Source organism: Glycomyces sp. MUSA5-2, assembly GCF_037034145.1.
In the GTDB taxonomy this organism is placed as follows: Bacteria; Actinomycetota; Actinomycetes; order Mycobacteriales; family Micromonosporaceae; genus Glycomyces; species Glycomyces artemisiae.
Window position 1 is genome coordinate 372,656 of record NZ_JBAGKG010000001.1, and the last position, 21,133, is coordinate 393,788.

At 70.9% G+C, this 21,133-nt stretch carries 21 protein-coding genes; 8 read left to right on the forward strand and 13 right to left on the reverse strand.

Annotated elements, in window-relative coordinates; all coding sequences use genetic code 11:
- Nucleotides 1-18: 18 nt before the first annotated feature.
- Nucleotides 19-1,050, reverse strand: coding sequence for an SIS domain-containing protein (locus WA640_RS01795; protein ID WP_442904676.1), 1,032 nt, complete (start codon nucleotides 1,048-1,050; stop codon nucleotides 19-21).
- A gap of 315 nt (nucleotides 1,051-1,365) precedes the next feature.
- Between WA640_RS01795 and WA640_RS28745 the strand changes: the two genes are divergently transcribed.
- Nucleotides 1,366-1,440, forward strand: coding sequence for a 50S ribosomal protein bL37 (locus WA640_RS28745; protein WP_374209694.1), 75 nt, complete (start codon nucleotides 1,366-1,368; stop codon nucleotides 1,438-1,440).
- Nucleotides 1,441-1,521: 81 nt separating this feature from the next.
- The gene (locus tag WA640_RS01800) at nucleotides 1,522-2,103 is read left to right on the forward strand and encodes a TetR/AcrR family transcriptional regulator (RefSeq protein WP_106362117.1); all 582 of its coding nucleotides are present in this window, start codon (nucleotides 1,522-1,524) and stop codon (nucleotides 2,101-2,103) included.
- Between the two features lie 21 nt (nucleotides 2,104-2,124).
- On the opposite strand, the gene rsrA is transcribed toward WA640_RS01800, so the two are convergent.
- The 4 genes from rsrA to WA640_RS01820 all read right to left on the reverse strand — a co-directional run bounded on the left by rsrA (nucleotide 2,125) and on the right by WA640_RS01820 (nucleotide 4,809).
- Nucleotides 2,125-2,421, reverse strand: coding sequence for a mycothiol system anti-sigma-R factor (rsrA, locus tag WA640_RS01805; RefSeq protein WP_335985800.1), 297 nt, complete (start codon nucleotides 2,419-2,421; stop codon nucleotides 2,125-2,127).
- Nucleotides 2,418-3,197, reverse strand: a complete 780-nt coding sequence (locus WA640_RS01810; RefSeq protein WP_335985801.1) for a sigma-70 family RNA polymerase sigma factor — start codon at nucleotides 3,195-3,197, stop codon at nucleotides 2,418-2,420. The genes rsrA and WA640_RS01810 overlap by 4 nt, the downstream gene beginning before the upstream one ends.
- Before the next feature lie 404 nt (nucleotides 3,198-3,601).
- Entirely contained in the window at nucleotides 3,602-3,955 is a 354-nt protein-coding gene (locus WA640_RS01815; RefSeq protein WP_106362114.1) for a WhiB family transcriptional regulator, read from the reverse strand.
- Between the two features lie 146 nt (nucleotides 3,956-4,101).
- Nucleotides 4,102-4,809 carry an SOS response-associated peptidase gene (locus WA640_RS01820; protein WP_335985802.1) on the reverse strand — a complete coding sequence of 236 codons (708 nt, stop codon included), beginning with the start codon at nucleotides 4,807-4,809 and terminating at the stop codon, nucleotides 4,102-4,104.
- A gap of 121 nt (nucleotides 4,810-4,930) precedes the next feature.
- Here WA640_RS01820 and aroA point away from each other — a divergent pair, with 121 nt between their 5' ends.
- The 3 genes from aroA to hisN are packed head-to-tail and all read left to right on the forward strand — an operon-like array spanning nucleotide 4,931 to nucleotide 8,095.
- The gene (aroA, locus tag WA640_RS01825) at nucleotides 4,931-6,235 is read left to right on the forward strand and encodes a 3-phosphoshikimate 1-carboxyvinyltransferase (RefSeq protein WP_335985803.1); all 1,305 of its coding nucleotides are present in this window, start codon (nucleotides 4,931-4,933) and stop codon (nucleotides 6,233-6,235) included.
- A 3-nt stretch (nucleotides 6,236-6,238) separates the two neighbouring features.
- Nucleotides 6,239-7,264, forward strand: coding sequence for a ribosome small subunit-dependent GTPase A (gene rsgA / locus WA640_RS01830; protein WP_335985804.1), 1,026 nt, complete (start codon nucleotides 6,239-6,241; stop codon nucleotides 7,262-7,264).
- A gap of 30 nt (nucleotides 7,265-7,294) precedes the next feature.
- Entirely contained in the window at nucleotides 7,295-8,095 is an 801-nt protein-coding gene (gene hisN, locus WA640_RS01835; RefSeq protein WP_335985805.1) for a histidinol-phosphatase, read from the forward strand.
- 40 nt (nucleotides 8,096-8,135) lie between these two features.
- Here hisN and WA640_RS01840 read toward each other — a convergent pair whose 3' ends face one another.
- Nucleotides 8,136-9,104: an acetylxylan esterase gene (locus tag WA640_RS01840; RefSeq protein WP_335985806.1), complete on the reverse strand. Its 969-nt coding sequence runs from the start codon at nucleotides 9,102-9,104 to the stop codon at nucleotides 8,136-8,138.
- Nucleotides 9,105-9,250: 146 nt separating this feature from the next.
- On the opposite strand from WA640_RS01840, the gene WA640_RS01845 reads away from it, so the two are divergent.
- Nucleotides 9,251-10,240 carry a pectate lyase family protein gene (locus WA640_RS01845; RefSeq protein WP_335985807.1) on the forward strand — a complete coding sequence of 330 codons (990 nt, stop codon included), beginning with the start codon at nucleotides 9,251-9,253 and terminating at the stop codon, nucleotides 10,238-10,240.
- Nucleotides 10,241-10,436: 196 nt separating this feature from the next.
- A complete protein-coding gene (locus WA640_RS01850) occupies nucleotides 10,437-11,390 on the forward strand; it encodes a pectate lyase family protein (protein WP_335985809.1) in 954 nt (317 codons plus the stop codon).
- 60 nt (nucleotides 11,391-11,450) lie between these two features.
- On the opposite strand, the gene WA640_RS01855 is transcribed toward WA640_RS01850, so the two are convergent.
- The 6 genes from WA640_RS01855 to gcvT all read right to left on the reverse strand — a co-directional run bounded on the left by WA640_RS01855 (nucleotide 11,451) and on the right by gcvT (nucleotide 19,125).
- Nucleotides 11,451-12,569: a Gfo/Idh/MocA family protein gene (locus WA640_RS01855; RefSeq protein WP_335985810.1), complete on the reverse strand. Its 1,119-nt coding sequence runs from the start codon at nucleotides 12,567-12,569 to the stop codon at nucleotides 11,451-11,453.
- Nucleotides 12,566-13,924 carry a mannitol dehydrogenase family protein gene (locus WA640_RS01860; RefSeq protein ID WP_335985811.1) on the reverse strand — a complete coding sequence of 453 codons (1,359 nt, stop codon included), beginning with the start codon at nucleotides 13,922-13,924 and terminating at the stop codon, nucleotides 12,566-12,568. The genes WA640_RS01855 and WA640_RS01860 overlap by 4 nt, the downstream gene beginning before the upstream one ends.
- The gene (locus WA640_RS01865; RefSeq protein WP_335985812.1) at nucleotides 13,912-15,207 is read right to left on the reverse strand and encodes an enolase C-terminal domain-like protein; all 1,296 of its coding nucleotides are present in this window, start codon (nucleotides 15,205-15,207) and stop codon (nucleotides 13,912-13,914) included. Before WA640_RS01865 ends, WA640_RS01860 begins: the two co-directional genes overlap by 13 nt.
- Complete coding sequence (uxaC, locus tag WA640_RS01870; protein ID WP_335985813.1) at nucleotides 15,208-16,641, reverse strand: glucuronate isomerase; 1,434 nt, start codon at nucleotides 16,639-16,641, stop codon at nucleotides 15,208-15,210.
- Between the two features lie 3 nt (nucleotides 16,642-16,644).
- Nucleotides 16,645-17,961 (reverse strand): Gfo/Idh/MocA family oxidoreductase, encoded by a 1,317-nt coding sequence (locus tag WA640_RS01875; protein ID WP_335985814.1) that lies wholly within the window; start codon nucleotides 17,959-17,961, stop codon nucleotides 16,645-16,647.
- 78 nt (nucleotides 17,962-18,039) lie between these two features.
- Nucleotides 18,040-19,125, reverse strand: a complete 1,086-nt coding sequence (gene gcvT / locus WA640_RS01880; protein ID WP_335985815.1) for a glycine cleavage system aminomethyltransferase GcvT — start codon at nucleotides 19,123-19,125, stop codon at nucleotides 18,040-18,042.
- A gap of 75 nt (nucleotides 19,126-19,200) precedes the next feature.
- Here gcvT and WA640_RS01885 point away from each other — a divergent pair, with 75 nt between their 5' ends.
- Nucleotides 19,201-20,658 (forward strand): leucyl aminopeptidase, encoded by a 1,458-nt coding sequence (locus tag WA640_RS01885; RefSeq protein WP_335985816.1) that lies wholly within the window; start codon nucleotides 19,201-19,203, stop codon nucleotides 20,656-20,658.
- A gap of 81 nt (nucleotides 20,659-20,739) precedes the next feature.
- Here the strand turns inward: WA640_RS01885 and WA640_RS01890 are convergent, their stop codons facing one another.
- Nucleotides 20,740-21,072, reverse strand: coding sequence for an oxidoreductase (locus WA640_RS01890; RefSeq protein ID WP_106362099.1), 333 nt, complete (start codon nucleotides 21,070-21,072; stop codon nucleotides 20,740-20,742).
- Between the last annotated feature and the right edge of the window lie 61 nt (nucleotides 21,073-21,133).

Consider the following 21,133-nt stretch of genomic DNA (forward strand, 5'->3'; position numbering starts at 1 on the left):
GGCCCTTCGGAGCTGGGATCACACCGTCTCCGTGACCTTTTTGAGACCTCTTGGGGCGTCGGGGTTCTCGCCGCGCTCGATGGCGAGATGGAGCGCGAGCCGTTGCAGCGGAAGGATGTCGAGGAGCGCGGCGATGCGCTCGTCGACGGCGGGGGTGGCGAGGCGGGCGGTCTGGCCGGGGACGTCGGCGGCGCCGACGATGACCACGTCGGCGCGCTGCTTCTCCAGCCGGGTGAGGACGTTCCACATGGCGTGGCCGCCGGGGCCGGAGCCGACGACGGCGAGGACGGGGACGCCGGGGTCGGCCATGGCGAGGGGGCCGTGGAGGAGGTCGGCGCCGGAGAACGCGAGGGAGGGGAGGTAGGAGGTCTCCATGAGTTTGAGGGCGGTCTCGCGGGCGGTGGGGTAGGCGTAGCCGCGGCCGGTGGTGACGAAGCGGGACGCGAAGCGGTAGCGCCCGGCGAGGTCGGCGGCGCCGGGGTCGTCGAGGACGCTCTGGGCGAGTTCGGGGAGCTTGTCGAGGGCGGCGGCCTCGGCGGTGTCGAGGCGGCCGGTGCCGGTGCGGATGCCCTCGATGAGGAGCAGGAGGGTGAGGAGTTCGGCGGTGTAGGTCTTGGTGGCGGCGACGGCGCGCTCGTGGCCGGCGCGGACGTCGAGGTGGAGTTCGGCCTCGTGGGCGAGGCGCGAGTCGGGGTTGTTGGTGACGGCGAGGGTGAGGGCGCCGCCGGCGCGGGCGGCGGCGACGACCTGGGCGAGGTCGGGGGAGCCGCCGGACTGGGAGACGGCGATGACGAGGCTGTCGGACCAGTCGGGGCGGGCGTCGTAGACGGTGACGACGGAGGGGCTGGCGAGGCTCGCGGGGAGGCCGAGGCGGATCTCGGTGAGGTAGGCGGCGTAGAGGGCGGCGTGGTCGGAGGTGCCGCGGGCGGTGAACACGATGGAGCGGAGGCGCCGCTGGGCGATGAGGGCGGCGATGCGGGCGATCTCGGCGGCGCCGTGGTCGAGCACGTCGGCGTAGACGCCGGGCTGCTCGGCGATGTCGGCGGCCATGCCGGTACCGGGAGCCTCGTCGGCGCCGGTCGAGTCGGGGAGGCCGGCCTGGGGCTGGTTCACGGGTCGCTCCTTGTCGTGTGTACCGCCTGGGGTACCGCAGTAAATATTAAACAAACCTTCAAAATGAAGCCTAGTCCACGCGGGCCACCACCGTCCACCGCCGCCGGGGGCGTCCCGCGGACCGGGCGGGAGCCCTTCGCACACCCCCCAAGCGTCCGTCGATTTCACCCCGTCGTCAACGCCCTCCGGACGGTCGCGCAGGTACCGGTAAGGTTGACCCACCGAATTCCCGAGACCACCAAGGAGGAAGCGATGGCGAAAGCAGCTCGCAAGCGCAAGTCGCGTAAGAAGAAGGCCGCGAACCACGGGAAGCGGCCGAACAGCTAGCGCTTGGCGGGGCAGGCGGCCGTGGCCGCGACTGCCCCGCGATGGCACTGGCCGCACCGGACAAGAACGAGACTTGCCCAGATGACCGAGTCGCCGCGCGAACCGCGCGAGCAGAACCAGCCGAGCACCCGCGAGCGGATCCAGCAGACCGCGATCGCGCTCTTCAGCGAGCACGGCTACGAGCACACCTCTCTCAGGGAGATCGCCGAGCACCTCGGCGTCACCAAGGCCGCGCTGTACTACCACTTCAAGACGAAGGAAGACATCGCGGCGAGCTTCTTCGAGTCCTACGCGAACGACCTGGACGGCATCTGCGACTGGGGCGACACCCAGCCGAGGGTCCTGGGCACCCGCACCGAGCTGCTGCGCCGCTACGCGGAGGTCATCCGCGCGCACGTGCCGGTGCTGCGGTTCATGCAGAACAACCAGGCCGCGCTCACCCGCCTCGACCGCATGTCGGTGTTCCGGCTGCGCCAGCGCCGGCTGCACGCGCTGCTGGTCGACGGCGACGCGCCGCTGATCCACCGCATGCGCGCGTGGGACGCGATCACGACGCTGTACAGCAACTGGATCACGTATCCGCGGGTCGACGACTCGGAGGACGAGATCCGCGAGGCGTCGCTCCAGATCTCGATCGGCATGATCGAGGCGAACGCCGCCTGAGCGCAGGGCGCCGGGGCGCGGTCAGCGATCGCGCTCGGCGACCTCGCTGAACAGCTCGCTGACCTGCTCGATGGCGTGGAGCTTCTGGCGGAGGCGCTCCTTGACGTCGTCGGGGGCGACCTCCTTGGAGCAGCAGCGGTGCACGATGGTGCGCACCTCCTGCTCGATGCCGTACTCGGAGAGGCACGGCGAGCATTCGTCGAGGTGGTCCTTGATGACGCCGCGGCGCACGTCGGAGCATTCCTCGTCGAGGTAGAGGTGGACCTCTTCGAGCACCTCGCGACAGTCGAGGTGGGGCTTGTCCGCTTCGCTGGTCACGACTGGCCCTCCTGTGCGGGCGAGAGGCCGCGGTCGGCGGCGTAGGAGCTCAGCAGCTGGCGGAGCTGGCGCCGTCCGCGGTGGAGGCGGGACATGACGGTGCCGATGGGCGTGCCCATGATGTCGGCGATCTCCTTGTAGGAGAAGCCCTCGACGTCGGCGAGGTAGACGGTGAGGCGGAAGTCCTCGCCGAGGCGCTGGAGGGCGTCCTTGACGTCGGAGTCGGGCAGGTGGTCGAGGGCCTCGGTCTCGGCCGAGCGCAGGCCGGAGGCCGAGTGGGACTCGGCGTCGGCGAGCTGCCAGTCGGTGATCTCGTCGGTGGGCGAGGTGAGCGGCTGGCGCTTCTTCTTGCGGTAGGAGTTGATGTACGTGTTGGTGAGGATCCGGTACAGCCACGCCTTGAGGTTGGTGCCCTCGCGGAACTGGTGGAACTTCGAGTAGGCCTTGAGGAAGGTCTCCTGGACGAGGTCTTCGGCGTCGGCCGGGTTGCGCGTCATGCGCAGGGCGGCGCCGTAGAGCTGGTCGATCAGGGGCATCGCGTCGCGTTCGAACCGCGCGCGCCGCTCCTGGGCGGTCTCGCTTCCTGCCTCGGTCACCGTCTCCCTCTCGTCGGCCTCAGTAGCCGAGCCTACGGCAGGGCCCTGGGCGGGGACGGCGGAAATACCTGCGGCGGTGACGCCGCCGACGGGATCGGTCCCGTAGGCGGGGGACCATTCGGGTCCGCTCAGCAGAGCGGCCAGGCGCTCGTCTTCGCGGCCGCGGACGGTGGTGGTCATATGCGATGCGCTCCTTACAGCGAGGTCGGAGACTCGTACCGCTCAACAGCGGCGGGGGCGGGTTCATTCCGCCGGGAGCTGAATGCGGGAGTCGGATCCGCCACAGTGCGGGAACTGGGCCGAGGATGGGGTGCGAAGCGGGCGATGGGCCGTGGAACCATCCGAAATGATTACTTTGTGGATTGAATCAGTAACTTTCGGTGCGCGGGGTCGTTAACGTCAGTGGGCCCGGCAGGGCCTTGATCGCCGCGGCGCGAGCCGCGGCGTGAACTCCCAGTACCTGCCCCGGGCCGGCGGACCAGACACCGCCGCCGGTCCGGGGAGGTTCCTCCCCCCTGGAACGAAGAATGGCCGCGACGGTCGCCCCGGGCAGGGCGGTCGCGGCCGATCAGGACCGGGGCGCGCTAGGCGCCGACGGCCAGGGGGTTGATGTCCTTCCAGACCTCGATCATGGCGCGGCGCTCGCGGGGCGCGGTGGCCCCCCAGACGCCGTGGCGGTCGCGGGCTTCGAGGGCGCGCACCAGGCAGGGCGTGCGAACCGGGCAGGACGCGCACATGGCCAGGGCCTCGTCGATGGGCTCGCGGGGCTCGGGGTACATGACGTCGGGCTCGGCCTCGGCGCAGTTGCCGCGGCGGAGCCAGTCGTCGCCGCTCATCCGGTACGAGCCGCCGATGTTCTCGTTGCGGTACTCGGCGGCGTCGAGCAGCCGGGGGTCCTTACGGGCGCGGGCTACTTCCTCGGGGCGGATTCGCCGCATTGCTGCCTCCCTATTTCACTGCCGCCGCAGCCCTTCCGGGCGTCTACGCCGAGACGCGGGGAAGCGTTCCCTTCAGCCGGCGACGGCTTGTACACGAAAGACCGACGAGTTGTGGTACAGATACCGACGCAGCGGTGTGATTGACTTCACATTCCAGGGAGTGTGGACGGCCCCTCCTCGCCGTCCGCGGGGCGGATGAGCTCCGGCCCGTCGTTCGTCGCGCGGCCGACGCCGCGGCCGACCTTGCGGATCTCCAGGTCCCCGGGCAGGGACGGGAGCGGACCCGCGAGGAGTTCCCCCTCGTCGGCGTCCTCCTCCCCCAGCCAGGCGGCGAACCGCTCGGGCGGGAGGACGTAGGGCATGCGGTCGTGGATGGTCTCCATCGCCTCGCCCATGGCCGGGCACGTGAGCACCGTGAAGCTGAGGAGCGTGAGGTCCCCGTCCTTCCAGGTGTCCCAGAGCCCGGCGAGCACCACGCCGCCGGGGCGGGTGAAGAAGTACGGCTGCTTACCGCCGCCGGGGAGCTTGCGCCACTCGTACCAGCCGTCGGCCGGGACGAGCGCGCGCCGCGTCGCGAACGGCCGCTTGTACGCGCGGGAGGTCGACACGGTCTCGATGCGCGCGTTGAACATCCGCGCCCCGATCGCCGGGTCGGAGGCCCACGGCGGGACCAGGCCCCACCGGGCCAGCTCCACCACCCGCTCCTCGCGGGACTTCGAGCGGCGCACCAGCGGCGCCTGCACCGTGGGCGCGATGTTGTAGCTCGGGGTCCACGCCCCCGCGATCAAGTCCTCCGCGTCGAAGAGCGCCGCCATCGACGGGCTCGACTTGCTGTTCGCGTACCTTCCGCACATGCCCGTACCGTAACCCCCGCCCCCGACAGTCCGGCTCCTCCATTTCCGGAGCGAGCGCGCGGCGCCACCCCGGTCCGGCGACCACCCGGTTCCCGCACACCGGACCACTAGACTGGCGGGCGTGAACGCAACCGCCGCCCCCGACAAGCGCCGCTGGGAGGCCCCGTACGCGGAGGCCGAGCTCGACGCGGTCGTCCGCGTGCCCGGCTCGAAGTCGATGACGGCCCGCGCCCTCATCCTCTCCGCGCTCGCCGCCGGACCCAGCACCATCGAGCGCCCCCTCATCGCCCGCGACACCCTCCTCATGGTCGAAGGGCTCCGGGCCATCGGGGTCGGCGTCGACACCTCGGACGACGACGCGTGGACCGTCACCCCCGGCGCCTTCAAGGGCGGCTCGTCCGTGGACTGTGGCCTCGCCGGGACCGTCATGCGGTTCCTGCCGCCGGTCGCCGCGCTCGCCGACGGGCCCGTCGCCTTCGACGGCGACCCGCACGCCCGCAAGCGCCCCAACGACGGCGTCATCAAGGCCCTCCGCGGCCTCGGCGTGGGCATCGAGGACGGCGGGCGCCTCGCCCTGCCGTTCACCGTCGAGGCCACCGGCGCCGTCCGCGGCGGCGCCCTCGACGTGGACGCGTCCAAGACCTCGCAGCTCGTGTCCGCGCTGCTCATGGCCGCGCCGCGGTTCACCGAGGGCATCGACCTGCGCCACACCGGCGACCGGCCCGTGCCCAGCCGCCCCTACCTCGACATGGTCGTCCAGATGCTCCGCCAGGCCGGGGCCGAGGTCGACGACTCCGAGCCGAACCGCTGGCGCGTCGCCCCTGGCGAGCTCCAGGGCCGCACCTGGACCATCGAGCCGGACCTCCAGAACGCCGCGCCGTTCCTCATCGCCGCCGCCGCCGCGGGCGGCACCGTCACCGTCGAGGGCTGGCCCACCGAGACCACCCAGGCCGGGGACGCCGTCCGCGACCTCCTCACCGAGCTGGGCGCCCGCGTCGAATGGAGCCGCGGCGGCCTCACCGCCGTCGGCTCCGGCGAGCCGATCCCCGGCGAGCTCGACCTCGCCGACGCCGCAGAGCTCACCCCCGCGCTCGCCGCGCTCTTCGGCGTCAGCCAGGGGCCCTTCACGATCCGCGGCGTCGCCCACATCCGCGGCCACGAGACCGACCGCGTCTCGGCCCTAGTCACCGAGCTGCGCAAGATCGGCGCCGACGTCGACGAGTACGAGGACGGCTTCCGCGTCAACTCCGGCGGCCGCGGCCCCGGCGGCACCTGGGCGACCTACGCCGACCACCGCATGGCCCACGCCGGCGCCGTCGCCGGACTCGTCGTCCCCGGCCTCGTCCTCGACGACGTCGCCTGCACCTCCAAGACCTGGCCGGAATTCGCGGAGGTCTGGGAGCAGGCCGTGCGCGGGAAGGAGTAGCCGTTGCCGAGGCCGGACTGGGACGTCGACGCCGACGACGATGACGAGGAGTGGGACGAGGACGACGTGAAGGTGCGCGCCTCCCGCCGCTCCCGCCCCCGCACCAAGATCCGGCCCAAGCACGCGAACGCCAAGGAGGGCTTCGTGACCGCGGTCGACCGCGGCCGCTACACCTGCCGCGTCGGCGACACCACGGTCACCGCCATGAAGGCCCGCGAACTCGGCAAGCAGTCCATCGTGGTCGGCGACCGCGCCGGACTCGTCGGCGACCTCAGCGGCAACCCCGGGACGCTCGCCCGCATCGTCAGGATCGAAGCGCGCCACGGCGAGCTGCGCCGCTCCGCCGACGACGAGAACGCCACCGAGCGCGTCGTCGTCGCCAACGTCGACCGCCTCGTCGTCGTCGCCTCCACCGTGGACCCACCGCTGCGGTACGGGTTCGTGGACCGGTGCCTCGTCGCCGCCTACGACGCCGGGGTCTCCCCCATCCTGTGCCTCACCAAGAACGACCTCGCCCCCACGATGGTCGACGAAGTGCGCGCCTACTACTCGCAGCTCGACCTCACCATCGTCGCCACCGAGCCCGACAGCCCCCTCGACGAGCTCATCGGCCTCCTGCGCGACAAGGAGAACGTGTTCTTCGGGCACTCCGGCGTCGGCAAGTCCACCCTCGTCAACCGCCTCGTCCCCGGCGCCGGGCGCGCCGTCAGCGAGGTCCGCGCCATCGGCAAGGGCTCCCACACCTCCACCAGCACCGTCTCCTTCGAGCTGCCCGGCGGCGGCTGGGTCATCGACACCCCCGGCGTGCGCTCCTTCGGCCTCGCCCACGTCACCGCCGACTCGATCCTCAAGGCCTTCCCCGAACTCGCCGAGGTCGCCCGCGACTGCCCGCGCGGCTGCACCCACACCCCCGAGATCGGCGACTGCGCCCTCGACGCCGAGATCGGCCCCGACGACCCGCGCGCCGGACGCCTCGCCTCCTTCCGCCGCGTCCTCGCCTCCCTGCACGAAGCGGACACGAAGAACTGACCGCAGGGGCCGGGTCAGTAGGATGAGCCCATGCCCTCTTCCAGCTACAACGACGATCTCGGCCTCGCGCATCTGCTCGCGGACTCGGCGGCCCAGATCGGTACGAGCCGGTTCCGGTCCTCGGACCTCCGGGTCTCGTCGAAACCGGACATGACCGAGGTCTCCGACGCCGACACCACCATCGAAGAGGTGCTGCGGTCCACGCTCGGCCGCGCCCGCCCCCGCGACGGGATCTTCGGCGAGGAGTACGGCGACAACCCGGGCGCCTCCGGCCGCAAATGGGTCATCGACCCCATCGACGCCACCCGCAACTACGTGCGCGGCGTGCCCATCTGGGCCACGCTCATCGCCCTGTTCGACCGCGGCGAGCCCGTCGTCGGCGTCGTCTCCGCCCCCGCCCTCGGCCGCCGCTGGTGGGCCATGAAGGGCGCCGGGGCCTTCGCCGGGCGCGACCAGCGCGCCGGGAAGCGCATCAGCGTCTCCAAGGTCGGCAAGCTCGGCGACGCCTCCGTGAGCATCTCCTCGATCACCGGCTGGGCCAAGGTCGACCGCCAGGGGGCCATGCTCGGCCTCCTCCACGAGGCCTGGCGCGAACGCGGCTTCGGCGACTTCTACTCGTACTGCCTGCTCGCCGAAGGCGCCGTCGACGTCGCCGCCGAACCCGAAGTGGCCCTGTGGGACCTGGCCCCGCTCGCCCTCATCGTCCAGGAGGCGGGCGGCACCTTCACCGACCTGCGCGGTCGCCCCGGACCCGACGGCGGCTCCGCGCTCGCCACGAACGGGCTCCTCCACGACGAGGTCCTGGAGCGGCTCAAGATCCGCGAGGCATAGGAAAGGGCGGGACCCGCGGGTCCCGCCCTCCTTCGTTCGCTCAGCGCAGTTCGGCGAGGAACTTCAGGTGCTCGCCCCGCTGGTGGACGCCGCCGCCCTCGTGCTTGTTCCAGGGCCACACGGTGATCCGCTTCTCGCCCTGCCAGCGGTTGTACGCGGCGAAGACCGTGGACGGCGGGCAGACGTCGTCCATCAGGCCCACCGAGTACAGCGCGGGCGCGGTGCCGCGGGCCGCGAAGTGCAGGCCGTCGAAGTAGTTGAGGGTCTCGAAGACCCGGTCGGCGCGCAGGCGCTGGCCCGAGAGGAACTCGACGATCTCCTGGTACGGGAACGCGTCGGTGATCGTCACGGCCCGCTGGAAGTGCGTCAGGAACGGCACGTCGACGATCGCGCCCGCGAGGTCGCCGCGCAGGCCGCCGACGGCCTGGGTGATGCCGCCGCCCTGGCTGCCGCCCGCGACCACGATCCGGTCCGGGTCGATCCCGTCGAGCCCCTTCGCGACGTCCACCGCGCGGTACGCGTCTGTGAAGACCCGCCGGTAGTAGTAGTGCTCGGGCGATTCGAGGCCCTGCGTCATCCAGCCTTTGTTGGTGGGACCGGTGGTGCCGTAGGGGTCCGCGGTGTCGCCGGGCTGCCAGTTGCCGTAGCCCTGGCCGCGGGTGTCCATGACGAAGTGCGCCCAGCCCGCCGCCGGGAACGTCGTGTGCGACCACGGATAGGAGCGGCCGCCGGAGTAGCCGATGTACTCCACGACGCACGGCAGGGGCCCCTCGATCCCCTTGGGCTTGACCAGCCACGCCTTGATCGGGTGGCCGCCCCACCCGGCGAAGGTGACGTCGTGGACGTCCACGGCGACCAGGCCGGCGTCGAAGGGTTCGAGCCGCACGTCGAGGCCGAACGAGCCCGCCTCGCTCAGGGTCGTCTTCCAGAACTCGTCGAAGTCGGCCGGTTCGGGCACGTCGGGGCGGTATTCGCGGAGCTGTTCAAGGGGGAGGTCGAAAAGAGCCATGGAGAGTTTGTAGCACGACGCAACAAAATTGTCGACTGCAACCGGTTGCCTTTCCAGGCTTGCCTTGTTAGCATATCGATTCATTTCCATGTATTTCCGGGCAAATCCCGGAAATGCCACGAAACGTCAACCGAAAGGAACGCAACGTGAGCACCAACCCGGCAGTTCCGCGGATCAAGCGGCGCGTGCTCCTGGCCTCAAGCGCGGGCGCGGCGGCGGCCGCCAGCGGCATCGGCGTCTGGGCGGCCCAGCACGCCGGCGCCGAGGAGGCCGACCCGGCCGACCTCGGCGCGGCGCAGAACGGACCCGTCGGCTGGGCCAGCCAGAACGGCGGCGTCACCGGCGGCTCGGAAGAGGTGAGCGTCTCGAACGCCTCCGACTTCCTCGCCGCGATCGGCGAAGGCGGCCTCATCGTCCGCCTCACCGGCTCGATCAGCATCTCCGGCATGAACGACGTCGCGTCCGACACGACGATCGTGGGCGCCTCCGGTTCCCGGATCACCGGCGGCGGCATCGACGTCTCGGGCCAGTCGAACGTCATCGTCACCAACCTCGTCTTCGACGACTGGGACGACGACGCGGTCAACGTCCAGGAGTCCTCCACGAACATCTGGATCCACCACAACACCTTCGGCGTCGGCTACGACGGCTGCGTGGACGTCAAGCGCGGCTCCGACTTCGTCACCGTGGCGTGGAACCGGTTCGACGGGCACGACAAGAACATGCTCCTGGGCCACTCCGACGACAACGGGAGCCAGGACGAGGGCCACCTGCGGGTGACCTACCACCACAACTTCTTCAACGGCACGAACCAGCGGAACCCGCGCGTGCGCTTCGGCGAGCAGGTCCACGTGTTCAACAACTACTACAAGGACGTCGGGTCCTACGGGATCGCGACCACGATGGACGCGGGCGTCATCGTGGAGGCGAACTACTTCGAGAACACCGAGGACCCGACCCACATCGGCGAGGGCGACTCCGCCGACGGCCGCCTGGTCGCGTTCGACAACGTGCTCGACGGCTCCGGCGAGATCCTCACCAACGGCTCGGTGGACACGAGCCTGCCGTACGCATACTCGGCGGACCCCGCGGACCGGATCCCGGGGATCGTGGAGGGCGGCGCGGGCGCCTCGTAGCGACTGCCGAGGCAGGCGCCGTCCCGCCAGTACCAGCGCTTGCCACCAGCCAGACGGGGCCGGTGCCTTCCCGCCGGCCCCGTCTCTTTCTATTTCGGACGGACCCCTTGCAAACGCTGTCCGGTCGGGCTTACCGTGAGAAATAGACGCATATCGATATGTTGCGTCTCCCCCTCCAACGAAAGGAAGTCCGTCAATGTCGACGATCGTCTCCCTCACGGCCAGACGGGTCCTCGGACTCGTCGCGGCGCTCGCGCTGGCAGCGCTGTCGGTCACCGCCCTCGACCCGGCACCCGCGTTCGCCCAGACCGGCCTCACCGGCTGGGCCACGCAGAACGGCGGCACCACCGGCGGCGCGGGCGGCCCCACCACGACCGTGTCGAGCGCCTCGGCGTTCACCTCCGCGGTGGCCTCCAACAGCGCCAAGATCGTCCGCGTCAGCGGCACGATCGCCCTGTCCGGCATGGTGAACGTCGGGTCCAACACCACGATCATCGGGAACTCCGGCGCCACCTTCACCGGCGGCGGCCTGAACTTCGACTCCGACCGCAACGTGATCGTCTACAACATGCGGTTCAACAACTGGTCCGACGACGCCATCAACGTCCAGGACTCGTCCACGAACCTGTGGTTCGACAACAACACCTTCGGCACCGGCTACGACGGCGCGCTCGACATCAAGCGCGGCTCGGACTTCATCACGGTGTCCTGGAACCGGTTCAACGGCACCGACAAGACGATGCTGCTGGGCCACTCCGACGACAACGGCGGCCAGGACATCGGCCACCTGCGGGTCACCTACCACCACAACTGGTTCAACGGCACGAACCAGCGCACCCCGCGCGTGCGGTTCGGCTCGACCGTCCACGTCTACAACAACTTCTACCAGAACATCGGCTCGTACTGCGTCGCCACCACCGAGAACGCGGGCGTCCTGTTCGAAGGGAACTACCTGGAGAACGCGGACGACGCCGTCCACATCGGCGAGGGCTCCTCGGACCCGGGCCGAATCCTCTCCAGGAACAACTACCTGGTGAACACCGGCACGCCGGCATCGAGCGGCTCGGTCAGCGGCGTCCCGTACGGGTACTCGCTGACGACGCCCTCGCAGGTGAAGTCGGTGGTCACCGCCAGCGCCGGGGCGAGTTAACTCCGGTTCGGCAATCGAATGCACGACGGCCCCCGGCGCGAGCCGGGGGCCGTCTTCGCTTCAGGCCCAGGGGAGGCCGAGCTCGCTGTAGAGCTTTCCCTGGGTGGCGGCGTCGACCACGGCCTGGTCGACGCCCTTGAGGATGGTCACGGGGTCGTCGCCGACCCGTTCTAGGTGCTTCTCGTCGACGAGGCGCGGGACGGGCGAGGTGAGGACCTGCTCCAGGACGCCGGTGAAGGGCTTGGAGCGGCGCAGGCCGGAGATGAGGCCGACGCCGCGGCGGCGGTGGGCGAGGAGGTTGTCGAGGAGGTTGGTGGAGCCGTACTGCTTCGCCTCGGTCTCGCCGGGGAGGCGCAGGAGGTCCTCGCGGAAGCCGTACCAGGCCTCGCCCTCGGTGCCCTTGATGTAGATGTCGCCTTCGACTTTCCTGTCGCCGCAGAGGGTCACGGCGACGGTGATGCGCACGCCGTTCTTGTTGACCGCGCGCCAGGCGGCGGTGTCGTCGACCTGGATGGATTCGCGGGTGCGGAGGCGTTCGAGTTCGACGGGGCCTTGGAGGGGCCAGTCCCCGGCGAGGGCGATGGCCTGCTGGGAGGCGTGGGCCCACGGGTTGGCGAGGGCGCCGTCGGCGACGAGGGTGCCGTTGAGTTCGCGCTTGCCGGCCCAGGCGGAGCGGCGGTAGTAGGAGTCGGGGCGCTGCCAGGACCCGGCGACGCCGATCGACTCGATCTCGCCGAAGCGGCCTGCTTCGATGGCGTCGCGGACGGCGTTGAACGCGTGGGAGCCGAGGGCTTGGAAGCCGACCTGGACGTTGCGGCCGGTCTCGGTCATGACGTCGTACAGCTTGCGGTACTCGTCGAGGTTGGTGACGGGGGGCTTCTCCAGGTAGATGTCGGCGCCGTGGCGCATGGCGTCGCCCGCGATGGGCAGGTGGGAGGGCGGCGGGGTGGCGATGATGACGACGTCGGGGTCGGTGGCGTCGAGCATGGCCTTGTAGTCGTCGAAGACGGGCGTGTCGCCGATGGGGGCGCCGGGGCGCTCCTGGATCTCGGCGGTGTCGCACATGCCGACGAACGCGAGTTCGCCGCGTTCGACGCGGGGGGCGAGGTTGTGCTCGCGGTGGTGGAGGCCGAAGCCGTTGGCGCCCACGAGGGCGACGCGCGGGATGCTCGTTGTCACAGGTGCTCCAGGGTGGTGGCGACGCCGTGCCGGTCGAGTTCGCGCAGCCATTTGGCGGCCGCCCGGCGCAGCTGGTGGTTGTCGGCGAGGGGTTCGGGGACGATCTGGCGGAGGCCGAGGATCGCGTCGATTCTCGCCGCCGGGTTCGGTCCGGCCGCGGCGAGGCTCTGTCGGATGACGTCGCGCAGCGGGTCGTCGAGCGGGAGGTCCGCGCCGTCGTCGGTCTTCCCGGCGCAGAAGCGGGTCCAGGCGGCGAGCGGCAGGGCGATCAGGTCGAGGTCGACGTGCGCTTCCGCGAGGTCGCCGATGGTCGCGAAGAGCCGCTGCGGGAGCTTCTGGGAGCCGTCCATGGCGATCTGGATGCAGCGGTGGCGGATGCCGGGGTTCGCGAACCGCTCCAGGACGCTGTCGCCGTACGCGACGGTGTCCTGCCCGTCGGGGGGCGTGAAGGACGGCGCGATCTGCTCGGAGATGAGCCAGCGCGCGAAGTCGGCCGCGCCGGGGAGGGCGAGGGCTTCGGCGACGGTCTCGGTTCCGGCGAGGGCGCCGAGGTAGGCGAGCGTGGAGTGGACGCCGTTGAGGGTGCGCAGTTTCAGGCGCTCCCATCCGGCGACGTCGGCGGTGTAGGTGGCGGCCCAGCCGGGGCGGGGCCCGGCGAAGTCGTCTTCGATGACCCACTGGGAGAACGGCTCCGCTTCGACGGCGGCGAGGTCGGAGACGCCGAGTTCGGCGAGGGCGCGCTCGTAGGTGGCCTGTGTGGAGGCGGGGACGATGCGGTCGACCATCGAGGAGGGGAACGTGACGTTGGTCTCGGCCCAGGCGCGGGTGGCGTCGTCGAGGAGGGGTTCGACGGCGGCGCGGGTGGTCTTCCCGTTGTCGGGGAGGTTGTCGCAGCACAGGATCGTGAGCGGCGGGCCGTCGGCGGCGGCGCGGCGGGCGAGGCCGTCGGCGAGGAGGCTGGGGACGCCCTGCGGGTCGCGGTAGGCCTTCTCGGTGACGGTGAGGGTGACGACGTGCGTGGCGGGGTCGGCGACGAGGCCGGCGGCGCGGTCGCGTTCGGTCGCTACGTGGACGGTGTCGACGATGGAGCCGATGACGCGGAGGTCGGCGCCGTCGGGGCCGAGGGTCGCGACGGAGAAGAGACCGTCCTGGGCGGCGAGCGCGTCGATGACGCCGCGGGAGTTCGGGGCGGCGACGGTGATGCCCCAGTCGGTGTCGTCGGTGTAGACGGCCTGGTGGGCGCGGTGGAAGGCGCCCGCGCCGAGGTGGAGGATCCCGGAGCGGTCGGGGCGGTCCCCGGGGACGGTGACGTCCCCGGGGAGCCGCTTCAGGACCTCATTGGCTAGGCGTTCCACGCCGGGCCGTTCGGGTAGGAGTACTCGGCGATCGACTCGGCCTTGAGGGTGACCGAGTAGCCGGGCTGCGTGGGGAGCCGGTAGCGGCCGTCCACGACGGTGACGGGGTCGGTGTAGTGCTCGTGCAGGTGGTCGACGTACTCGATCATGCGTCCCTCCAGGGTCTTCCCGATCCGAAGGTATTCGAACATGCCGAGGTGCTGCACGTATTCGCAGAGTCCCACTCCTCCCGAATGCGGGCATACGTCCACGCCGTGCTTGGCGGCCATGAGGAGGGTGGCGAGGACTTCGGGGACGCCGCCGACGCGGCAGGCGTCGATCTGGCAGACCTTGATGGCCTCGGCCTGGAGGAGCTGCTTGAAGATGACGCGGTTGGCGGCGACCTCGCCGGTGGCGACGCGGATCGGGTCGACGGCCTTGGCGATCTTGGCGTGGCCGAGGATGTCGTCGGGGTGGGTGGGCTCCTCGATCCAGTACGGGTCGAACGCGGCGAGTTCGCGCATGTTCGCGATCGCTTCGGGCACCGACCAGATCTGGTTGGCGTCCATCATGAGGAGCCGGTCGGGGCCGAGGACGTCGCGGATGATGCGGGCGCGGCGCACGTCGTCGGCGACGTCGGGCGAGCCCACCTTCATCTTCGCGGCGGTCCAGCCTTCGGCGACGGCCTGCTCGGTGAGGGCGCGGACCTTCTCGTCGGAGTAGCCGAGCCAGCCGACGGAGGTGGTGTAGGCCGGGAAGCCGTCGTTCTCCAGGACTTTGAGGCGGTCCTCGTAGCCGATGCGGCCTTCTTCGAGGATCGCGACGGCCTCGTCGTAGGTGAGCTCGTCCTCGATGTGGCGGTAGTCGATCTGCGCGGCGAGCTCGGCGGAGTCCATCTCGGCGAGGAGGCGCCACATGGGCTTGCCTTCGAGCTTGGCGCGCAGGTCCCACACGGCGTTGAGGATCGCGCCGACGGCCATGTGGGTGGCGCCCTTCTCGGGGCCGAGCCAGCGGATCTGGGGCTCCTGGACGATCGAGCGGGAGAACTCGACCGGGTTCGCGAAGATCTCCTCGACGGTCCTGCCGACCACGAGGGGCGCGTAGGCCTTGACGGCCTGGACGCAGATCTCGGTGCCGCGGCCGCCGGTGAAGGTGAAGCCGGTGCCGGTGGGGCCCTCGTCGGTGAACAGCTCCACGTAGCAGGCGGAGTAGTCGGCCCGGTTGATCGAGTCCGAGCCGTCGCCTGCGGTCGCGGTCGGGAACCGGACGTCGTGGACTTCGAGGCGTTCGATTCGAGTCGGCACTTACTGTTCCAATCCGTAGATCTTGCGGGGGAGGTTGTAGGCGAGGTCGATCGCCGTCTCGGCGGCCTCGCTGTCGGTCATGCGGTGCTCGGCGACGAGGCGCGCGAGGTAGGACGCGTCGATGCGGCGCGCCAGGTCGTGGCGGGCCGGGATCGAGCAGAACGCGCGGGTGTCGTCGACGAACCCGGCGGTGTTGTAGAAGCCCGCGGTCTCGTGGATCGCCTCTCTGAAGCGGCGCATGCCTTCAGGGGAGTCGAGGAACCACCAGGGCGCGCCCGCGAAGACCGCCGAGTAGCCGCCCGCGAGGGGCGCGATCTCGCGGCTGAAGACCGTCTCGTCCAGGGTGTAGAGGACGATGCGGAAGCGCGGGTCGTTGCCGAACGCGTCGAGGAGGGGCTTGAGGGCCCGCGTGTACTCGGTGGCGTCGGGGATGTCCCCGCCGACGTCGCGGCCCCAGCCCTCGTACAGCCACTGGTTGTGGTTGCGGTTGGCGCCCGGGTGGAGCTGCATGACCAGGCCGTCGTCGACGCTCATGCGCGCGAACTCGACGAGCATGAGCGCGGGGAAGCGCAGCACCTCGTCGTCGGTGGCCTCCCCGGCGAGCGCGCGGGCGTAGATGCCCGCGGCGGCCTTCGAGTCGTCCTCCGTTGCGGCCGTGAGGTTCCCGTGGTCGGTGCAGGTGGCCCCGGCGGCGATGAAGTCCTGGCGCCTCTTGCGCAGCGCCGCGAGGAACCCGTCGAAGGTCGTAGTGTCCTCGCCGGTGATCGCGGCGAGCTGCTCGACGCGGTCCTTCCAGCCGGGCCAGCCCGGTTCGACGAGGTTGTCGGGGCGGAACGTGGTGACGACCTTGCCGCCCTTGCCGCCCCACTTGCGGCCGTCGGCGCCCTGGAGGGCGGCGAGGGCCGCGTGCGGCTCCAGCGAGTCCACAGGGGACTCGGTGGTGGCGAGGACCTCGATGTTGAACTTGTCGAACAGGGCCCGCGGGCGGAACGCCGGTTCGGCGAGGCGCGCGGAGAGGTGGTCGTAGAACTCGTCGGCGGTATCGGGGCCGAGGTCCTTGTAGATGCCGAAGACCTCCGCGAACGTGTAGTCGAGCCACAGTTTCGAAGGCGTGCCGCGGAACAGCTTGTAATGCTCGGCGAAGCGGCGCCAGATCGTGCGGCCGTCCGCTTCGGCCGGCTCGCCGGTCGCGGAGGGCACGCCGAGCTCGTCGGGGCGCACGCCCTGGGAGTACAGCATCCGGGTCAGGTAGTGGTCGGGGACCACGAACAAGCGGGCCGGGTCGGGGAACGGCCGGTTCTCCGACATCAGCCGCGGGTCGACGTGCCCGTGCGGGCTGACCAGCGGCAGGTCCGCGGTGTTGCGGTGGAGCTCCCGCGCGATTGCGCGGGTGCGCTCGTCGGCCGGGAAGAGTCGGTCGGGATGCAGGGCCATGCGTTATTTCTCCAGCTTGAAGAGGTCTGCGACGGCAACCGATTGCCTAGTGCGGATCGACTCGTTGGACGCGAGGCCGGCGGCCAGCGCGTTCACGCCGTCCTGGGCGTTCGCGGAGCGGTCGTGCGGGTCGGTGTCGCCGTCGAAGAGGACGCCGAGCATGCGGGTGTCGCCGCCGCCGTGCCCGGCGCGCTGGTACTCCCCCAGGTCGATCTTCTCCGGCTTGGCCCAGAACGGGTGGACGGTGAGCTCGTACCAGCCCTCCTCGGCCGCGGCGTGGGTACCGTGGATGCTGGCGCCGTTGGGGCCCTTGAGGGCCGGGTTGACGTGGTCGTTCTCGACGACGAGGAGTTCGAGCCGCCCCTGGGTGCCGTTGAAGTGGACCCGGTAGCCCTCCCAAGGGGAGTAGGCGGTGAGCCGGTAGGAGAGCGTCACGCCCGAGTCGTAGTCCACGAGGGACATCATGTCGTCGTAGATGGTGATGCCCGGCGCGAACACGGACTGGTCGCGCACGTAGCCGTCCTCGTCCTCCGCGTCGAGGTACAGGGCCTTGAGGGTCGGGTTCTCCTCCATGTGGAGCGCGAACGGGTCGTCCTTAGCGGCGTCGGAGCCGTGGACGCGCGCGTAGCCGCGGTCGTGGCCGCTGGCCTTCCCGTTCTCGCCGTAGAAGGCGAGCTTGCCTTTCGCGAAGGCGCGCACCGGGGCGGCGTCGAGCCACCAGTTGACGAGGTCGAAGTGGTGGCCGGACTTGTGGACGAGCAGGCCGCCGGAGTTGGCCTCGTCGCGGTGCCAGCGGCGGAAGTAGTCGGCGCCGTGGCGGGTGTCGAGGAGCCAGTCGAAGCCGACGGAGGTGATCTCGCCGATCGCGCCGTCGCGCAGGAGCTCGGCGACCTTCTCGTGCAGCGGGTTGTAGCGGTAGTTGAACGTGACGGTGACCGTGCCCTCGGACTTGGCCTCGGCTTCGAGGATCTGGGCGGCGTGCTCGGCGGTGGTGGTCAGCGGCTTCTCGGAGATGACGTCCTTGCCCGCGGCGAGCGCGGCGAGGATGTACTCGTGGTGGGTGGCGTCGACCGAGGTGACGATGACGGTGTCGGGGTCGGTCTCGGCGAGGAGGCGCTCGAAGTCCGCGGCGGCGTAGAGGGCCGGGGCGGGCAGGCCCGCTTCGGCGACGGCGGCGGCGTGGTGGGCGATCCGCTTCGGGTTCGTGTCCGCCAGCGCGACGAGCGCGGTCCGGTCACCCCGCTCGATGATGGCCCTGACGTACATCGTGGCGCGCGATCCGGTCCCGACGATGGCATAGCGGTGCGGGGTGCCTGACATGTGACTCCTTCGTCTGCGAGGTTCTGGTAAACGCTATCTGAGAACGTCGCGCCAGGCAAGGTCAGGGTTCGCGCCCGTCTATTTGGGAGTGGCTTTCGTGAAGGGGGGCTTGACGACTCGCACCGGCAGGCGCCGCCCGCGCACGTCGAGCTCGAGCTCCGCGCCGGGCTTGTAGGCGGCGTCGAGGAGCGCGAGCGCGACCCCCTTCTTCAGGGTCGGCGCGTGGGTGCCGGAGGTGGTCTCGCCGACCTCGGTGTCGCCGTCGAGGACGGTCATGTGGGCGCGCGGGACGCCCTTGCCGGTGGCCTCCAGGCCCCACAGGCGGCGGCGCGGCCCGGCGGCCTTCTCGGCGTCGAGCGCGGCCTTGCCCCAGTACTCGGGCTTGTCCCAGCCCACGGCCCAGCCGAGGCGGGCCTGCACGGGGGTGATGTCGAGGCTCAGGTCCTGGCCGTGGAGCGGGTAGCCCATCTCCAGGCGCAGGGTGTCGCGGGCGCCGAGGCCGCACGGGGACGCTCCGGCGACGAGGATCCCGTCGAAGAGGTCGAGCGCCGCCTCGTTGGGGACGACCAGCTCGAAGCCGGTCTCGCCGGTGTAGCCGGAGCGGCAGACGATGACGTCGGCGTGGTCCACGAGGTGCTCGCGGAAGCTCATGTAGTCGTGCTCGTGGGGCAGGCCGAGGTATTCGAGGATGCGCGGCGACTCGGGGCCCTGCACGGCGAGCACCGCGAAGGACCGGTGGACGTCGCGGACCTCGATCCCGGCGGGGGCGGCGTCGGCCAGACGGCGGGCGACTTCGGCGGTGTTGGCGGCGTTGGGGATCAGGAAGACCTGGTCGTCGGCGAAGCGGTAGGCGATGAGGTCGTCGACGACGCCGCCGTTCTCGTCGAGGCACAGCGTGTACTGGGCGCCGCCGGGGCCGATCCGGTCGAGGTCGTTCGCGAGGCAGCGGTTGACGAACGCCGCGGCGCCCTCGCCGGTCACCCAGACCTTGCCGAGGTGGGAGACGTCGAAGACGCCGACCCCGGTGCGCACCGCCTGGTGCTCGGCGAGCACGCCGCTCGGGTACTGGAGGGGCATGTCCCAGCCGGCGAACTCGGCGAACTTGGCGCCGAGGTCGATGTGGCGGGAGTGGAGCGGTGAGGTGAGCAGCGACGGTTCGGACATGGGACAGAGCCTATCGCGTGCGTCCCAGTGGCTAGGATCGGAGCATTTGGTCCCCGAAACAGCTAAGGAACGATCGTGACTGATCTGCTGAGCGCCTCCGGCGACGCCGCGAACGCGGACGCCGAAGTCCTCGTCGTGGGCGTCTTCTCCGGCGAGGACGCGCCCGTGCTCCCCGAGAGCCTCGCGGGCGTCGACGCCGCGTTCGACGGGCGGCTCGCCGCGCAGCTCGCGGCCCTCGGGAACACCGGGTCGGCCGGGTCCCTCACCCGCCTGCCCGCGCCCGAAGGGCTCCGCGCGGCGCTCGTGTACGCGGTGGGCCTGGGCGACGCCGACGACCTCGACGACGAGACGCTGCGCCGCTCCGCGGGCGCCGCCGTGCGCGCCGCCTTCGGGAAGGGCTCGGTCGCGATCGCGTTCGAGGGCGACCCGGAGGCGACCGCCACCGGCGCGATCCTCGGGGCATACAAGTACGAGGGCTTCAAGACCGACGGCGGCGGCGACGCGGCCCCCGAGTCGGTCAGCGTCTACGGCGCCTCGGAGGAGGCCGTGACGCGGGCGCGGGTGCTCGGCGAGAGCGTCGCCCTCGTCAAGGACTGGGTGTCCTCCCCCGCGAACCTGCTGCGCCCGCCGACGTTCGCGATCGAGATCGAGCAGGCCGCCGTCGCCGCGGGCCTGGAGGTCGAGATCCTCGACGCCGAGGCGCTCTCGGCGGGCGGGTACGGCGGCGTCCTCGCCGTCGGCGGCGGCTCCTCCGCCGAGCCGCGCCTGGTGCGTCTGTCGTACCGGCCCGAAGGCGCGCGCAAGCACATCGCGCTCGTCGGCAAGGGCATCACGTTCGACTCCGGCGGCTACTCGATCAAGCCGACCGCGGGCATGTGGGAGATGAAGTACGACATGGCCGGGGCCGCGGCCGTCGTCGGCGCGACCCTCGCCGCCGCGAAGCTCGGCCTCGACGTGAACGTCACGTGCACCGTCGCGCTCGCCGAGAACCTCGTCTCCGGCACGGCGTACCGCCCCTCCGACGTGCTCACCATCCGCAACGGCATGACCGTCGAGATCCTCAACACCGACGCCGAGGGCCGCCTGGTCCTCGCCGACGCGCTCTCGCGGGCCGTCGAGGACGAGCCCGACGCGGTCTACGACGTCGCGACCCTCACCGGCGGGCAGCTCATCGCCCTCGGGCGGCGCACCATGGGCCTCATGGGCACCGACTCCGAGACCGAGCGGGTCCGCCGCATCGGCGAGGAGACCGGCGAGCACGGCTGGCCCATGCCGTTCCCCGACGACCTCGTCAAGCTCATGGAGTCCTCGATCGCCGACGTGTCGCAGTGCGCGGCCGGCCTCAAGCGCGACGGGCACATGATCCAGGGCGGGATCTTCCTGTCGAAGTTCGTGCCCGAGGAGATCCCGTGGGCGCACCTCGACATCGCGGGCCCCGCCGACTCGGACTCGGCGCACGGGTACACGGCGAAGGGCGCGACCGGCGTGCCGGTGCGGACGCTGGTAGCGCTCCTGGAGGAGCACGCCCGCTAGTCGACCGCGGTTCACCGCCATGTGGCGGGACAGTGCACGAGAATTTACGAGCGGCCGGTCCGAGAGGACCGGCCGTTCACGTCACTGGCGGCGCTGCTGCTCCAGCTTCTTGCGCGCGTCGTAGTCCCTCTTTCGCTGCGGGTACCCGACCTTCGCGACCTCGTACACGGGGACGTTGTACTTGCGGCCCAAGGCGAACGCGCCCGCGGGGCCGTCGACGCGGCGCCGCGTCCACTCGCCGTCGTGCGCGATGAGCATGACCGTGGTCTCGGTGACCGTGGTCTTCGGCTCCACATACGCCTCGACGCCGGTGCGCGTGCCGATGAACTCGACCAGGTGGCGCTGGTCGCCGTTGTCCGAGGCGCGGTCCAGCGTCCCGTCGCCCTGCTTCTTCTTCCGTCCGAACCAGCCCACGACCGCTCCTCACGCACCCGCCGATGTCGACTTTCAAGCGTACACATGCGCTATGACGCCT

Coding starts and splice junctions, on each gene's coding strand:
- WA640_RS01795 (WP_442904676.1), bottom strand. CDS start 1,050: ATGGCCGCCGACATCGCCGAGCAGCCCGGCGTCTACGCCGACGTGCTC.
- WA640_RS01800 (WP_106362117.1), top strand. CDS start 1,522: ATGACCGAGTCGCCGCGCGAACCGCGCGAGCAGAACCAGCCGAGCACC.
- WA640_RS01810 (WP_335985801.1), bottom strand. CDS start 3,197: ATGACCACCACCGTCCGCGGCCGCGAAGACGAGCGCCTGGCCGCTCTG.
- WA640_RS01815 (WP_106362114.1), bottom strand. CDS start 3,955: ATGCGGCGAATCCGCCCCGAGGAAGTAGCCCGCGCCCGTAAGGACCCC.
- WA640_RS01820 (WP_335985802.1), bottom strand. CDS start 4,809: ATGTGCGGAAGGTACGCGAACAGCAAGTCGAGCCCGTCGATGGCGGCG.
- hisN (WP_335985805.1), top strand. CDS start 7,295: ATGCCCTCTTCCAGCTACAACGACGATCTCGGCCTCGCGCATCTGCTC.
- WA640_RS01840 (WP_335985806.1), bottom strand. CDS start 9,104: ATGGCTCTTTTCGACCTCCCCCTTGAACAGCTCCGCGAATACCGCCCC.
- WA640_RS01850 (WP_335985809.1), top strand. CDS start 10,437: ATGTCGACGATCGTCTCCCTCACGGCCAGACGGGTCCTCGGACTCGTC.
- uxaC (WP_335985813.1), bottom strand. CDS start 16,641: ATGGCCCTGCATCCCGACCGACTCTTCCCGGCCGACGAGCGCACCCGC.
- WA640_RS01875 (WP_335985814.1), bottom strand. CDS start 17,961: ATGTCAGGCACCCCGCACCGCTATGCCATCGTCGGGACCGGATCGCGC.
- gcvT (WP_335985815.1), bottom strand. CDS start 19,125: ATGTCCGAACCGTCGCTGCTCACCTCACCGCTCCACTCCCGCCACATC.